At 44.1% G+C, this 16737-nt stretch carries 9 protein-coding genes and 2 pseudogenes; 3 read left to right on the top strand and 8 right to left on the bottom strand.

All coding sequences use genetic code 11. The features are described from left to right. Nucleotides 1-80: 80 nt before the first annotated feature. The 8 genes and pseudogenes from AC6RGY_RS12990 to AC6RGY_RS12955 form a co-directional block, all read right to left on the bottom strand. Nucleotides 81-836 carry a sulfotransferase domain-containing protein gene (locus tag AC6RGY_RS12990; protein ID WP_499863551.1) on the bottom strand — a complete coding sequence of 252 codons (756 nt, stop codon included), beginning with the start codon at nt 834-836 and terminating at the stop codon, nt 81-83. A 167-nt stretch (nt 837-1003) separates the two neighbouring features. Beyond that, nucleotides 1004-1987 (bottom strand): ABC transporter permease, encoded by a 984-nt coding sequence (locus tag AC6RGY_RS12985; RefSeq protein WP_499863549.1) that lies wholly within the window; start codon nt 1985-1987, stop codon nt 1004-1006. Next, nucleotides 1980-2900, bottom strand: a complete 921-nt coding sequence (locus AC6RGY_RS12980; protein ID WP_499863897.1) for an ABC transporter ATP-binding protein — start codon at nt 2898-2900, stop codon at nt 1980-1982. The genes AC6RGY_RS12985 and AC6RGY_RS12980 overlap by 8 nt, the downstream gene beginning before the upstream one ends. Before the next feature lie 361 nt (nt 2901-3261). Next, nucleotides 3262-4542 carry a S8 family peptidase gene (locus tag AC6RGY_RS12975; protein WP_499863547.1) on the bottom strand — a complete coding sequence of 427 codons (1281 nt, stop codon included), beginning with the start codon at nt 4540-4542 and terminating at the stop codon, nt 3262-3264. Between the two features lie 759 nt (nt 4543-5301). After that, on the bottom strand, nt 5302-7146 hold the full coding sequence (locus AC6RGY_RS12970; protein ID WP_499863545.1) for a S8 family serine peptidase: 1845 nt from the start codon (nt 7144-7146) through the stop codon (nt 5302-5304). A gap of 452 nt (nt 7147-7598) precedes the next feature. Then, a pseudogene (locus AC6RGY_RS12965) lies at nt 7599-8183 on the bottom strand (pre-peptidase C-terminal domain-containing protein); the annotation flags it as partial. 147 nt (nt 8184-8330) lie between these two features. Beyond that, a pseudogene (locus AC6RGY_RS12960) lies at nt 8331-9488 on the bottom strand (S8 family peptidase); the annotation flags it as partial. A 711-nt stretch (nt 9489-10199) separates the two neighbouring features. Next, on the bottom strand, nt 10200-10961 hold the full coding sequence (locus AC6RGY_RS12955; protein WP_499863542.1) for a glycosyltransferase family 2 protein: 762 nt from the start codon (nt 10959-10961) through the stop codon (nt 10200-10202). A gap of 261 nt (nt 10962-11222) precedes the next feature. On the opposite strand from AC6RGY_RS12955, the gene AC6RGY_RS12950 reads away from it, so the two are divergent. From AC6RGY_RS12950 to AC6RGY_RS12940, 3 genes are all read left to right on the top strand, one after another. Then, nucleotides 11223-12446 (top strand): M15 family metallopeptidase, encoded by a 1224-nt coding sequence (locus AC6RGY_RS12950; protein ID WP_499863540.1) that lies wholly within the window; start codon nt 11223-11225, stop codon nt 12444-12446. Between the two features lie 628 nt (nt 12447-13074). Then, nucleotides 13075-14631, top strand: a complete 1557-nt coding sequence (locus AC6RGY_RS12945; protein ID WP_499863538.1) for a S8 family serine peptidase — start codon at nt 13075-13077, stop codon at nt 14629-14631. 108 nt (nt 14632-14739) lie between these two features. Next, nucleotides 14740-16671 carry a S8 family serine peptidase gene (locus AC6RGY_RS12940; RefSeq protein ID WP_499863535.1) on the top strand — a complete coding sequence of 644 codons (1932 nt, stop codon included), beginning with the start codon at nt 14740-14742 and terminating at the stop codon, nt 16669-16671. Nucleotides 16672-16737: the final 66 nt, after the last annotated feature.

The following is a 16737-nucleotide window of genomic DNA, read 5'->3' as shown; positions in this document are numbered from 1 at the left end:
AGGTTTTTTGGCTGAAGACAAAATGTGTCCCCACAAACAAAGCTGAATGTTCCTTCCAGAGGCAAATGAAATAAAAGCATTTAAGACCAGTTGAAATTACGGTGGAGAAGTTTATTCAGTTGATGATTGTAGGGGGTAAAATGCTCTGCTAGTCGATTGCGGGTACAAGGCTTTATTGGAGGATATTTCTGGGCATTTCTTTTATGGCTAATCGAAGAAGGTGATAAGAGATGTGGAGGCAGATCCAGAAAGTCAAATGCTTCATTTAAGATTCTTTGCGAATCATCGAAATAATCTTCGCTGCGAATAAAGAGAAATTGCTTTTTAGGGAAGTATTGCATCCATCTATTAAGTTGCTTTGCATAAGCTCCGCGAGTAAGGCAGGAAAAAATTCGTTCATCATTGGTAAGAGATTGATTGTCCCCCTTTGCCTCCCATTTCTCTCGCCAAGTATTCTCCTCTACGTTTAGCGCCTCTTCAAATGAAGCTTCCTTCATCCAATTACGTTTCCAGTAGTGGTAGTGGGAATAGGCGCGATTTATAGGGTTTCGCATGAGGACAATGAGCTTGATAGCTGGTAAATGGAAGTGAACTTTAGCAGGAACAGACGGCTCGAATAAATAAAGAGGAGAGGCTTCCCCAGAGAGAATCGGTGGTTTCCTCTGCGGAAATTGAGTTAGATACCACTCCATCCCTTTCCTATATCTTTTATCAAAGAAATGAAGCTCTTTTGTACTAGCCGGTTGAATAAAGGGATGTTCGATGAGTTGATGATAGAATGCCGTTGTCCCACATTTCATTGCGCCAATGATGAGGAAATCGGGTGTACGTCTCACTTTTGTTTCCTCCTTTTCCTATATTACTATATTACTATATTACTATATTACTATATTACTATATTATATGAATTGAAGAGCAAGAGTTGTGTTCTACTCACTTGGTCTGTGAAAAATAAAAGGAGCGGTTCCATCTAGGGAACCGCTCCTTTTTCATTGCCTATATTTTAAGAAGCTACATCTCGTTTATTAAAGACGAACCAGGAAACAGCTATAAAGAGAACCCAGTAAGCAGCCAGGACTGCTAGCGAGAAAGATAAGGTCATCCCTTCAAATAGTGGCTCCTGATCACTGACATAGGTTTGAAGGCTGGTGTTAGCAAATAAATAATATTTCATAAAGGTTAAGTCTTGTGTGGAGGCGACGAGCAGAAGCGGACCACTAGCAAAGAGTAAGAAAATGGAGACGCCAATCGCGACCGCACTACTCCGAAAGACAGTAGAGATCATAAAAGCAAGAGTAACAATCATTAGGAGAGAAGCGCTTGCCAGACCATACTGCTTCACTGTGTTTACGATCATGCTCTCCTCCACTACTTTACCATCTACGTAGGATAAGTTGGGCATTCCTACTTCACCAAATCCGAAGAAGAGAGAGCCAAAGAGGAAAGAAGAGAGAAAAAGTATGACCAATAAGGTGAGTGACAAAAGGCAGGCTGCCATATACTTGGAAAGAAGAATTTTACTCCTCGAAGCTGAACGAATGAGTAGTAGTTTGATCGTTCCCCATGAAAACTCACCGGCTACACTAATGGAAGTGATGATGACCGTAAATAAACTAATGAGAGAGACCAAATTTGCCGATTGATTCATAAAGCCCCAAAAGGTAGAGTCGGCAGGTGGAATATCATGCTCTAAGCGATACTTATTAAGTGCCACTTGCTCTTTCCACTTTTCGATAATTTCTTGTGGAGGGCCGTCTTCTCCTTCTTGTTTGAGGCTGCTTTCCAATTGTTTATTCTCTTCCTGAAGAGATTCTTTCCATGCCGTACTTTCAGATGCGTCACCAAAAAGAGAGCCAGTGGCTTGGTGCTTACTTATAAGGGTTAAAGCGAGTGAGGCGAGAATAAGCAAGCCGATCATAACAAGCGTGCCCACACGGCGGTAAATTTTCATGTTTTCATTTTGAATCAACTGAATAAAATTAACCAATCCCCTCTCCTCCTGTCACTTCTAAAAATTTCTCTTCCAACGTTTTCGTGGTTGGATGAACTCCAAAGATGGCGATCTGTTGCGAGACGAGAAGCGCAATGAGATCAGGAATTTGTTCTCGAGGAAGGGAGAGCTGAATCCCTTGCTCCGTCAACACCGGTTTGATACCGGGTAGGTGGGAATGGATGAGATATTTGGCTTCTTGAAGGGGCTCTACTTCCAAGGTAATGGTTTTTTCGGCATCTTCTCCGACAAACTCTTTTGTTTGCTTAATATCGATCAGTCGGCCGTTCTGAATGATACCGATGCGGTCACACATGAGTTCCATCTCAGACAGCAAGTGACTCGAAACAATAACGGCGATGTTTTCTTCTCGTGCGAGCTTACGCAAGTATTCTCGTATTTCTCGTATGCCAGCCGGATCTAAACCGTTGGTCGGCTCGTCCAAGATAAGGACAGATGGGGAATGGAGGAGAGCTTGTGCCAGCCCAAGGCGTTGACGCATCCCAAGTGAATAGGTTTTCACCTTATCATGAATACGCTTTTCTAAACCGACGAGGCGAATGACGTGGTTGATTTGTCGGCGATTAACGTTGTGACACATGCGCCAATAGTGGACAAGGTTTTGATGGCCGGTTAAAAAGGGATAAAGCTCTGGGTTTTCTACAATGGCACCAACATGAGAGATGGCCTTTTCAAAATCCTTTTTGAGGCTTGTCCCATTGATGATCACATTGCCACCAGTCATGGACATTAAGCCGACAATCATGCGGATGGTTGTTGTTTTCCCCGCACCATTAGGACCCAAGAAACCAAATACTTCACCGGGGTAGATATCCATGGTAAGGCCATGAATAATCCTTTTATTTCCGATTGTTTTTCTTAAATTAATTAGTTGTAAGACCGGTTGCAAGGCCATTTCTCAGTCCTCCTTCTAGAGATGTGTCGCTTAATCATATGGATGCGATTCATGATCAAATCCTTTGCAAGAAAGGGGTTGCGAATCCTTTCTAAGTGGGGAATGGACCGGATAACTCTCTTACTCACTAAGAGATTGATTGGATAGTATCATAATATCATAATGATGTTAGTAGCAAAAATAATCTAATATTGTTACTTGTTTTCTTGTATAATGAAGCATCCCCCGTTCTCTCCGTGAAGAGGAATGGGGGATGCTTCAAATAGAATCCTATGAATACAGGATGCTTTTATATCAACTTTTTCAAAGAGAGACCCGTACTTGATTCAAGTGGGAACCAAGTGGAGTGAGTTGCTTACCAGCCAAACCAGCGAGAGAGCCAGTCGTACCAACTATTACCTTCTTCGTTAGCTGGTTCTTCAACGGGTTCTTCTTCTGCCGGTTCATCTGAGACAGAATCAGTGTTACCCAGTGCTTGGAGGGCATTCACGCGACCGTGCTCCCACTTACTTCCGGTTCCTGAGATCTCTTCAGCTGTGTTTTCAATGGCCTCACGGATTTCTGTGGCGGACATTCCTTGCGATGCGAGAAGAGCAGCAACGCCAGCAACATGAGGAGATGCCATGGATGTTCCACTCAACTCCACATAGTCTCCTCCGAGTTCGGTGGAGAGAATGTCAACGCCAGGGGCGGCTACATCTACCCAGCTTCCGTAGTTAGAGAAGGAAGCAATTTGATCATTAGAATCAACGGCTGCTACAGCGAGTGCGCCTTCAAAGTAAGCGGGGTAAGAAGGAGAAGAAGTGGATTCATTCCCAGCAGCTGCAACCACTAACACGCCCTTATCCGCAGCGTATTCGACAGCATCCTCAATTAACTGAGAGGAAGTAGGTCCACCAAGGCTAAGGTTAATCACTTTCGCACCATTGTCGGCTGCATAGGTGATTCCGTTAGCAACGGATTGGTTGGTTCCAGATCCTTGAGCATCCAAGACGCGTACTGGCATGATTTGAACGTCGGGCGCAACACCCGCAACGCCAATTCCGTTGTTTGTAGCGGCTCCAATGGTACCAGCTACATGGGTTCCATGTCCTTGTTCGTCAGAAGCATCGTTATCGTCATCGACGAAATCATAACCTGATGTTACTTTACCAGAAAGATCAGGATGATCGGTTTGCACGCCGGTGTCGACAACAGCTACGACAATATCGCTACTACCTTTGGTTGTATCCCATGCTTCAGGTACATCCATGCTTTGTGGTCCATATTGACCGGATTCATACATGGGGTCATTTGGTGTCCAGGTTGCTTTGTACTCGATAATGGGTTCGGCATACTCGACGTTATCCATTTCGCTGTACTCTGCAATGGCTTCCTCAACAGACTGCTCTTTTACTTCAATGACATCAAAATCGATGCTTTCGTTTTGTTCAACGACATCTACTTTCTCGGCACTGTGAATGGACATCTTTTGTGACTGAGACGTCTTATTATCAAATTTTACAACAATTTCATTTGAAGAAGAAGTTTCAGCGTGTGCCGAGTCGGTGCCAATCATCGGTATATTGGATATTGGCAACGATATAGCAAGTCCCATAGCAGTCAAAACTGAAAAAGCTTTTGTAGATCCTTTCATCAAAAAACCCCTTTAGTGCAAATTTTTCCGCTTTCACGAGTAATGCGATAACGTGCTAAGCTTGTCCACTTAGCGGTTCGCTTTTTCGTTACGGCGATAAGTAACAATGAAAAACGACCAACGATACCTGTTGAATATAGATGGGGAATAGCCCCAGCCTTTTATGGATGATATTCCTTCTTACTCAACTTGTTTTATATGATAATACACTCAATTGAATTTGTAAACATACTTAACGCGAATTTTTATATTTAAATATGAATTTTCAATTGAAAACGCTATTACTAACTTTTGAACTTATGTAAGGGTAATGTGGAAAATATAAGATAATATTGAGTGTGTTCATCCTAGATTAATGTTTTATTGGTCTTATGATAAGAATATGACAACCTAATTGAATGCAGGTTTCTATGAAAGTTTCCACTTAGTGAAACTTGATTTTACAAAGTGGAAAAACTGTCGTTGAAGAAAGGGTGAATGCCCTTCCTAAGAATGGCTGGAAGATGGGCGAGCGCTTTCTCTTTGGTAGGCTCTGAGCTAAGAATCAGGCGGCGATAGAAGATGCCTTCGCCTATCAACTACGCTCCGGGAGAAACTGAAGCTCTCATTGATGACTGCTTTCATCCGGGGCTTGTGGCACAAACGATGACAGTTTTCTATGAAAAAACCCTCATCCCAGGGTACCTAGGATGAGGGAGAAGGTGTATTGCTAGGTATTTCCACAAAAGCAGCATTCATCCTCAGATAGACAGTAGCCTCTTACTCAACATACCCTACTTTATCAATCTGATATCCGTAGTCGGTAACCGATAAATCCGACACGAGGTTTGCAGTAATGGTATCGCCTTCGACAATGACCCAGAAGTCCTCTTGACTCCCATCATATTTTTCTTGAACTTCTCCATTAGCATCTTTGATGTAGACAAAATCATAGTCTTTTTCCGTTTCTAAGCGGGTGAAATGAAACGCTACTTTACTTGCCCCGGATTTGGTATACGTATCCTCAGTATCATTGTAGTTTTTGTAAGGGTGAGAGGATTCATATGTCTTGTCAATGTAAACCCATTCGTCCTCTCCGCCGTCTGATCCCTCATCGGTATACTCGACAGATAAAGAATATGGAGTTGAAGTACTCATAGCGCCTCTGTAGCCATCGACTTCTAGATAATAGGTTCCTGCACTGGTAACGGAATGAGTAATCTTTTCATCCTTTTGATTGTTGTTCTCAGATTCCGCAATGGCTCTACCTTTGGAGTCGTATAGATAGAGGTCAAAGTCGCCAGCTAAATTGGTCAGGTCAGCTGTAACAGTTCCTTTGTCATCTATGTCAAATTTGTACCAATCTTGATCGACATTGCTACTGATGAAACTATCATAGGCTTTCCCAAAGGTTAGAGCATATGCTTCTGTTCTTGTATCGTTCGGCTCATAAGGATCTCCGCCGAGAGCTTTGAAGGCATTTACCTTCCCGTGAATCCAGGAAGAACCAGTCCCGGAAATGTGATCAGCTGTGGTTTCAATCTTTTCACGAATTTCCGAGTTGGTGAGACCTTCTGAAGCCAAGAGGGCTGCGACTCCTGCAACATGAGGTGCGGCCATGGAGGTTCCACTCTTCCGACCGTATTTGTCGTTCATCGTAGTAGAAATAATGTCGACCCCGGGTGCAGCCACGTCGACCCAATCGCCATAGTTGGAGAAGGAAGCTTTGCGATCGTTTTCATCGAGGGCAGCGACCGCAATTGAATTCTCATAGATTCCTGGGTAATTGGGCGCATTCGTTGATTTATTACCGGCAGAAGCGACTACGACAACGCCTTTCTCCCAGGCATAGTTAACCGCATCTTCAATGAGCTGGGAAGGTTCTGGATCACCCAAGCTCATATTGAGCACATCGGCACCATTGTCGACTGCATAGGTAATGCCGTTCGCTACCTGTTCATTTGTTCCAAAGCCTGTTTTATCGAGGACGCGTACAGGCATGATTTTCGCTTCAGGTGCGACACCGGCCACACCGACACCGTTATTAGTGGAGGCAGCAACGGTACCGGCTACATGGGTACCATGCCCGTGTTCATCGTATGGATCTGGATCATTGTCGATGTAGTCATACCCTTCAATGACTTGTCCAGCGAGGTCAGGATGATCATACTGGACACCGCTATCGATTACGGCTACTACAACATCATTACTGCTACGAGTAATCTCCCAAGCAGCGGGGACTTGCATATTTTGTGGTCCGTATTGGTCGGAATGATAGATTGGATCGTTGGGGGACCAATCGGCTTGATATTGGATGATAGGCTCGGCATATTCTACATTCTCCATCTGCGCGTAGCTTTCCAATGCTTCTTCGACCGTTTCTCCCTCTACCTGAACAACATCAAAGTCCAAGGATTTATTCTGAGAAACGACTTGCGCTTCTTCAGATTGATGAAGCTGTTTTTTGCTAGAAGCTGTTGTTTCTTCTTTAAATTTAACAATGATTTCTTGTTCGGCCACCCTTTTTTGGTCTGCGGCTTGCACAGGTTGCCACTGTCCGAATGGTAAAGATATAGCTAGTCCCAAAGCGGTACAAATAGAGAGAATAGATTTTGCTTTTTTCATTTTTTTCTCCTTTAACAGTAAATTAGTGAGAGGTATTGTGATATGAATAGAAGATTCCTGCCATGCGAATTTGAATCAACATAAGCAATTTATTGAAAAATTAGTATGTAATAAGCATCTGTTTTAGGTATGTTAGGGTATGAATTACGATACGAATTACGTAGAAAACTGCTTGAGCTGAATGAATCGATAACTAGCTCTCGCATGATTTACGATAGGACTATTGCAAAAAAAATTTCCAAAAACTGCTTGTGTTGATCTTTCGCAGAGGATTCCTATCGGAATAATCACCTCTCATTATAAATTATGACATTAAATTAATGAAAAAATCAACCTATTTTTCAAATCTGATATAAAAAAAGATGCGCTGTAAAGCCGGACGGGCTCTACAGCGCATCTTGAAGATGAAAGTTTTTCTTCAATGATTTGATATTTGTACTATGCCCGAGGGCTTATTCGGAGTAATATCCGACTTTATCGATTTCATAGCCATAACCGGTTACCGAATAATCGGAGATAAGATTAGCGGTAATGGTTTCACCCTCGACGATGACCCAGAAATCTTCTTGATTGCCGTCATACGTTTCTTGAATGTCTCCATTGGCATCTTTAATGTAGACATAGTCGTAACCCTCTTCTGTCTCTAACTTACTGAAATGAAGAGCGACTTTGGTTGCCCCCGCTTTGGTATACGTGTCTTCCTGATCAGTGTAGTTATCATAAGGATGGGAGGTTGAGTAGGATTTAGACTCATAGTGCCACTCTAACGTTCCTTCTTCCTCCCCGGAAGATTTCGTTGGGTATGTTGCGGTAAGAGCGTAAGAATCACTGGTGCTCTTCGCTCCATCATACCCTACCACTTTTACATAATAGGTATCGGCAGATCCACTATAGGCAATGGATTCATCCGATGTGTTCCCATTCCAGGATTTATCCAATTGTTTCCCATCCGCATCATATAGATAGAGGTCGTAGTCTTTTGGAAGGTTGGTTAAGCTGATTGAAATATCCCCATCAGCTCCACTTTCAAATGAGAAATAATCTTCATCTGAAGCGCTACCGATTTGTCCATTGTACGTTTGGCCGGACTCGATCGGACCATAAGCGTTGGAGAAGCTGTCATTTGATTCATAGGGATCACTGCCACTATTGTCCTCTCCATTATCGCTATCACTTTCACCACCAATGGCGGATAAGGCATTTACACTACCGTGTTCCCAGTAGGTACCTGTTCCTGCGATTTCATCTGCCGTGCTCTCAATGGCTGTACGGATTTCACTGCTAGACATTCCTTCCGAAGCGAGCAGGGCAGCGACACCAGCCACATGAGGGGTGGCCATAGAGGTTCCACTATACTTGACGTATCCACCGCCTAGTTGGGTTGAAATAATATCTACCCCAGGTGCGGCTACATCAACCCAGCTTCCATAGTTAGAGAAGGAGGCAATATTATTATTGGAGTCGATTGCTGCTACAGACAGAGCCTCTTCATAGTAAGCAGGATAAGAAGGAGAGGATGTTGACTCATTACCTGCTGCTGCTACGATGAAAACCCCTTTGCTAGAGGCATATTCAACCGCTTCTTCGATCGCTTGCGAGGCAGAAGGGCCACCAAGACTCATGTTGATAATGTCAGCCCCATTGTCAGCGGCATAGACGATACCATTAGCAACGGATTCGTTGGTGCCACTCCCATCTGCATCCAGCACGCGTACGGGCATGATGGTTACGTTGGGAGCAACGCCAGCGACACCCATTCCATTATCTGTGGAAGCGGCGATGGTACCAGCTACGTGGGTGCCATGACCTTGTTCATCGTAGGCATCACGATCATTGTCTACGAAATCGTAGCCGGAGGTAACTTGTCCTTCGAGGTCTTCATGATCGTCTTGAACCCCGGTATCGATGACGGCAACCACAACGTCACTGCTACCCTTGGTTTGATCCCAAACAATGGGGACTTCCATCAATTGTGGACCATATTGGTCAGAAGAGTAATACGGATCGTTAGGTGTCCAAGATGCTTTGTATTCCATGATGGGTTCAGCATATTCTACACCCTCCATTTCGCTGTACTCTTCGATTGCCTTGTCGACAGAGCCTTCGACTTCAATGACTTCGAAGTCAAGTTGCTCATTCTCAGAGAGAACAGTAGAACGTTCTGCTTCATAAAGAGAGCGTTTCTGTGATTGAGATGTTGTTTCGTTGAATTTTACAATAATTTTTTCTGCTGATGATGCTTCTGCCTTAGCAGTCGATAGTTCAAACCCGCCTGCTAATGGGAGGGAAAGAACGAGTCCAGCTGCTGTGAGTACCGATACGATTTTTCTCTTGTGATTCATGACACAACCCCTTTATTTGTATTTTCTATTTTTTCTGCCTACATTGGTTAGTAATCACCCTCAGTGCGTGCAAAGGATTTAAGTATAAGAACGGTATGTTTCCAAAAATCGACCATGTTCATCCGACGGGAGGGGGGGCGAACTTGGAAAGAGTGGTCCTGTTCAGTAATTGTTGGTTAACCTCAATCGAATAGGGATGTGGTTAAAATGTCGAGAAAGTTGCTCTGTTTAGTTGGGAAAACCGTCATAGATGATCATCCTATTTCATGCACTGCCAATGTATCTGTTTATCATAATAAAGCAAAAAAAAGAGTATGTAAATATCAATCTTTGATTTTTTTAAAAAAATTTAAGAGATATTTGTTTTAAGAATATTTACATCAACTGAATATATATCCTATATTTTGGGTTTTTTAATCGGTAAATATATGTTGGATAGAGTGTTCTGTAGCAACATATAGGGGACCATGACTTCTTATAAGAGGGAGACGAAGAGAGAGGGAAGGGAAATTCAATCCAAAGGCGGTCGAGGAGAAGTGATGAACTTTCATATGATAACCTTAAAGATATTGAAAGCGGTATCATATGAAGTGGCAAGTGCTATCTTATAAAAAACTTCCCATCTAAATGAAAATAGATGGGAAGTAGTGGAAATAGATTATAGGTTGATAAATGACCCGTGTGATTAGAAACAGAAGTAGATTAAAGGCCCTATCTTCTTTGATTAAGGCTGTTTCTTCTTTGTTTAAGTGCTTGCCTTCTCTTCTTCCTTCTCATTTTACGCAATCGGCGCATTTTTATGGAGCGCTGGGAAGAGTTCTTTCGATAATAGTACAAGACTTGAGGTATATTAGCGAGGCGAACGTGATTTCGAAAGTATTTGCGTATGAAATGCATGTCTTCTGCATGACCTTTTCCCCGTTCTATCCCGCCAAATTTATCAAATAGGGAACGTCGAAAAAGAGTGGTACCAACACAAATACAATGTTTACCTTGACGATAGCTCTTCATGATTTTCTTTCCGAACCGTACCCATGTGGGCACTCTGACGATTTTTGGTTTGGGATGATGGAAAACTCCGAATTTCGTACCGACCAAACCGACGGTAGGATTTTGCCGGAGAAATCGCACTTGTTTTGCGATTCGTTGAGGGTGGGAGTAATCATCTGCATCTTGCATAGCAATAAATTCGCCACGGGCTAAAAACATTGCCAAACTATAGGAACCCGCATATCCGATGTTCCTTGACAGAGAGTGAAATATAACTTTGGATCGTTTGGCAGCGGGTAGAGATTTTATCCATTTTCGGATTACTTTTGCACTATTATCTGTCGATGCATCGTTAACGATGATGAGTTCGATATGAGGATAAGATTGTCTTTGTATACTACGTAAGCATTGTTTAATATAAGGAGCTTTATTATAAACTGGAATAACGACGCTTACTAATCCTTTTTTATTGTGAAATCCCATACTGTTCACTCCATTTTGTGGATTGTGCTCCTTCAAAACTATTATATGGATCTTTAAATGGGTCGGGAACAGCAGGTCCCTATGTCTCTAGCACCAATCAGTGAATAGACATCTGTTTTTCTACGCTTCATCTGAGAGAATGAGGCGTTTGATGTCATTGTGAATAATCTATAAAAGTCTTTTGCATTCTAGATGAGTAAATGTACACCCAGCAGCAGATTAATTTGATATAGTGGGGAGTGAAAGTGGGAGGGAAGAGAATTGAAACTAAAAGTTACTTTAATAGTATCTTTGCTATTGGTGTTGGTTAGTGTACTTCTTATTGTTGGTTATCAGAAGGAGCAACGGATGGAGGCAGATTCGACAAAAAAGGACGAACAAACAAAAGAAGAACAAGAGGGAACATGGACGGATATGGGGTTAACCGCACAAGATTTTGTTGAAGAATACAATCTTGAGGTAAAAAAAGAATGGCAGATAGAGAAAACAGCCTTTAAGGATCTGGATTTTGCCGATGGCAAAGCGAATGTGGAAATTTCTTATGCAACGGGTAGTCTCACGTTCATTGTAGAGGAAGAAACCGAGCGCTTAAGAGAGCTAAAAGCAAGTGGCTTCAATGAATCCAACCAGGATGTAATATATGGATTATTGAAAGCGATACATTCAGAAGCAACATCGGCTCAAATTGAACAACGGGTACAAGAGTTGATGAAGAATACTGCGGATTCCGCGGGCAGTCAGAGTGAGATCCAATGGGATCATATCGTTTATGACTTTCAGAAAATGAAAGAAGGGTGGAGCCTTTTGGCTCGTCCGCTTGATTTGTCCGAGCCGGAGTTGACGGCAGAGATGGATCACTCTACGGAAGACAAGACAAAAGATGAGGAGTCTCCTGTTGAAGAGGGCGGGGTGATGACCATAACGAATCCGCAAAGTTTAACCGCTCTGATTAATAAGACACATCGTCTCCCTGATGGGTATATCCCATCACTGACTACACCCAATGTTCCCTTCCCATATTCTGAGGACTTACCGAAGAAAAAACTTCGACCGGAAGCAGCGGCTGCATTGGAGGAGTTGTTTGCTTCGGCAAAACAAGCGGGACATAATTTATATGCGCAGTCTGGTTATCGCTCCTATGAAAGGCAAGAAGCCATCTTTGCTTATAAGGCCCAGCAAAGTGGTGAACAAGAAGCCAATCGTGTTAGTGCCCGCGCTGGACAGAGTGAACACCAGTCTGGATTGGCGATGGATATTACGAGTGAATCGGTTAACTTCTTATTGGATACCTCTTTTGGGCAGACAGCGGAAGGAAAATGGGTAGCCAATCATGCGCATCGTTATGGCTTTATTATTCGCTATCCCCAAGGCGAAGAAGACGTGACCGGATACTTGTACGAACCATGGCATCTTCGGTATGTGGGTGTTAAGGAAGCAACAGCCATCTATTCGAATCAATTAACTTTGGAAGAGTATTTGCAGTAACAAAGAGGAGGTGGACAACCCATTGGAGGCTCGCCTCTTCTTCTCATTTTTTTACAGGGGATTTCTTAAGCTCTGTGTTCGCTCCTATCCGAGATGAGAAAAGGTTTCCCTCTTATTTCTTATAATTTTATAGAAGTAGATGATGTAAGATGTTGGACAAAAAGTGATTTAAAGATGAATGTTAGCATTTACAGATAAAATTATAAATGGAGATCGAGTGATGGCTCGGTCTCCATTTATGAAGGTATTCTGTTTTATAAAGACCGAAAGGCGTGTTCCCTGATAAAACATTGACTGAATCACTTTAAATTGATAAAGTATAATAAAACAAAATAAAAAAGAGATATCAGTTGGTAACAAAAGATCGAAAATTTTAATCAAAAAACAATAAAAAAATAGCGATTTAATATTTACAACTATTCTAATATGTTATATTATTCAGAAAAGACACTCATTTTAGAAAAAGGAGAGAAATGAGGAGGGTACAGGGAAGGTCTTTGTCGGGAGCCATATTTTTTGTAGAAAGTGGTCTATGGATCAGAGTAGAAGGAAAAAGAGAAAAAAGAAACTCTTGTTTCTCAGGGGAATGCTTGCTAGGCCGTTTTTCTAAAAAAAGGGGGAGATCGGGATGAAACGTAGGAAACGAGCATTTACGATCGTCATGGTGGTCATGCTTGCCCTTTCGCTTTCGCTATCTACGAACATGCCCGCTCAGGCGGAGACAGAGACGGATCTCATGGAAGCAAGTAGCAACCAAATCATTGTCAAGTTCAAAGAGAATACGTCCAGTAAAGTGATGAGTAGTCTTCACAAAACGGAAAAGTCCACCGTTCTCTCACGCAATGAGAAGCTACACTTCGATGTGATCGAAGTAAAAGGGCAATCGGCAGAAGAAGCGATTGCCACTTACGAGAGCATGGATAATGTGGAGTATGCAGAACCTCGCGTGGTGTATGAGGCGTTCTGGACACCGAATGACACACGCTATTCCGAACAGTACGGCCCACCAAACATGAGCGCAGAAGAAGCTTGGGATATCACTAGAGGGAGTAGCGACGTGGTCGTCGCCGTCGTTGATACCGGGGTGCAAGACGACCATGATGATCTATCGAGCCAAGTAACACAGGGGTACGATTTCGTAAATGAGGATGAAAATTCTTATGATCAACAGGGGCATGGGACCCATGTTGCAGGCACGATTGCCGCTACTACCAACAATAACGAAGGTGTAGCGGGCGTGGCACCCAATGTGAGCATCATGGCGGTGCGGGTATTAGATTCAAACGGTTCAGGTTACAATGACTGGGTGGCAGGTGGAATTGAGTATGCTGCGACCAATGGTGCGGATGTCATTAACCTGAGTCTAGGAGGAAGCAGTCCGTCCGCTGTGGTGCAAGAAGCAGTGGAGTATGCCTGGGCACAAGGAGCAGTGGTCATATGTGCTGCGGGTAATTCTTCCACTAGTTCTCCTTCGTATCCTGCTTACTATGAGGAATCGATCGCCGTAGCCGCAGTAGATGAAGATGATGATCTCGCTTCTTTTTCCAACTATGGTAGTTGGGTCGATGTAGCCGCTCCTGGAGTGGGTATCCTCTCGACTCAATTAGGGGGCGGGTATGTAAGCTATAGTGGGACCTCGATGGCAGCTCCCCACACTGCCGGTGCCGCTGCGCTTCTTGCCTCCGAAGGGATGAACAACAGTGAGATACGGTCCGCTTTGGAAGAGTATGCGGACAATATCCCTGGAACAGGCAGTGATTTCACACATGGACGCATCAATATCTATGCTTCACTAACGGGAGATCCTCCTCCCCCTCCTCCTCCAGGTGACGACGAGGATACCTATGAACCCAATGACAGCATCGCAACGGCGTATGGACCGATTAACTCCGGAGAGCAGTATGAGAGCTTTATCTGGGATGGAAGTGACCAAGATTACTACAAGCTGGTGAAGACGAGAAGAGGACGAATCTCTGTTAGTCTGAGTTCTTTACCAGGAGACTATGATCTCTATTTGTACAATGCTTCGGGTACGCTTGTTGCCTCTTCGACGAGAGGAGGAAGTTCAAGTGAATCCATCTCCTACTGGTGGGGGAGTGCAGGTACCTATTACCTTCGCGTGGTAGGGTGGAATGGAGCGTCAAGCACCAGTGATTCCTATCTCTTGGAAGCTTCATTCAGATAATTCACAAAAAAGATTCACGGAATTCGAAAGCAATTTTCCGTGTGAAAAATTTCAATGGTCGTTCGGTCGACAGTCAGGGAGCTATGCAAAAAAAAGGGGGAGATCGGGATGAAACGTAGGAAACGAGCATTTACGATCGTCATGGTGGTCATGCTTGCCCTTTCGCTTTCGCTATCCATGAACATGCCCGCTCAGGCGGAGACAGAGACGGATCTCATGGAAGCAAGTAACAACCAAATCATTGTCAAGTTTAAGGAGAATACGTCCAGTGAAGTGATGGGTAGTCTTCACGAAACGGAAAAGTCCACCGTTCTCTCACGCAATGAGAAGCTACACTTCGATGTGATCGAAGTAAAAGGGCAATCGGCAGAAGAAGCGATTGCCACTTACGAGAGCATGGATAATGTGGAGTATGCAGAACCTCGCGTGGTGTATGAGGCGTTCTGGACACCGAATGACACACGCTATTCCGAACAGTACGGCCCACCAAACATGAGCGCAGAAGAAGCTTGGGATATCACTAGAGGGAGTAGCGACGTGGTCGTCGCCGTCGTTGATACCGGGGTGCAAGATGACCATGATGATCTGTCGAGTCAAGTGACACAGGGATACGATTTCGTAAATGAGGATGAAAATTCTTATGATCAACAGGGGCATGGGACCCATGTTGCAGGCACGATTGCCGCTACTACCAACAATAACGAAGGTGTAGCGGGCGTGGCACCCAATGTGAGCATCATGGCGGTGCGGGTATTAGATTCAAACGGTTCAGGTTACAATGACTGGGTGGCAGGTGGAATTGAGTATGCTGCTACCAATGGTGCGGATGTCATTAACCTGAGTCTAGGAGGAAGCAGTCCGTCCGCTGTGGTGCAAGAAGCGGTGGAGTATGCCTGGGCACAAGGAGCAGTGGTCATATGTGCTGCGGGTAATTCTTCCACTAGTTCTCCTTCGTATCCTGCTTACTATGAGGAATCGATCGCCGTAGCCGCAGTAGATGAAGATGATGATCTCGCTTCTTTTTCCAACTATGGTAGTTGGGTCGATGTAGCCGCTCCTGGAGTGGGTATCCTCTCGACTCAATTAGGGGGCGGGTATGTAAGCTATAGTGGGACCTCGATGGCAGCTCCCCACACTGCCGGTGCCGCTGCGCTTCTTGCCTCCGAAGGGATGAACAACAGTGAGATACGGTCCGCTTTGGAAGAGTATGCGGACAATATCCCTGGAACAGGCAGTGATTTCACACATGGACGCATCAATATCTATGCTTCATTGACTGGAAATCCTCCTCCTCCTCCTGGTGATGATGAGGATACTTATGAACCCAATGACAGCATCGCAACGGCGTATGGACCGATTAACTCCGGGGAGCAGTATGAGAGCTTTATCTGGGATGGTAGTGACCAAGATTACTACAAGTTGGAAGCAAGTGAAGCTGGCTCAATTGACATCAGCTTAACTTCACTACCAGGTGACTATGACCTCTATCTGTACAATTCCTCAGGGACGCGGGTAGCAAGGTCGTGGAAATCAGGCACTTCCAATGAATCGATTTCCTACGACGCCTCGGCAGGTACCTATTATATCGGCGTTGTCGGATGGAGTGGAGCATCCAGTAAGAGCGACTCCTACCTATTGGAAGCCACTTTCCCATCAGATGATGGTGGTGGAGAAGGGGAATGGTTCTACGAAGATGCCAGCTATGAAACGGATCATCCGTACTCCAACTACTACGACGAATCGCACACCTATACCCAGTCTGGTGCGACGCAGGTAGCCCTTCACTTCAGTCGCTTTGAAACGGAATCCAATTATGATTTCGTTTACATCAAGGATGGCAATGGAACCACTCAAGAGACGTTTGATGGGGAATTGGATGCCTTCTGGGTCATCGTGGATGGAGATACCATCACGTCCAATCTTGTTTCTGACTATTCCATTACGGACTATGGCTACTCGATCGATCAGGTGGGTTACTTTATGGAAGGAGAAGCCCCGACAGGAGCGAGTAAGGAATCGGATCATCCGATTACAGAGTAAATGGGAAGTAGAGTGAATAAGAAGAGCCTCCTATCTGTAAAAGATAGGGGGCTTTCGATTTTGTTT

The organism is Mechercharimyces mesophilus (assembly GCF_059818345.1).
Note: the sequence above shows the minus strand (reverse complement) of the source record. Positions and strands in the feature narration are given on the sequence as shown.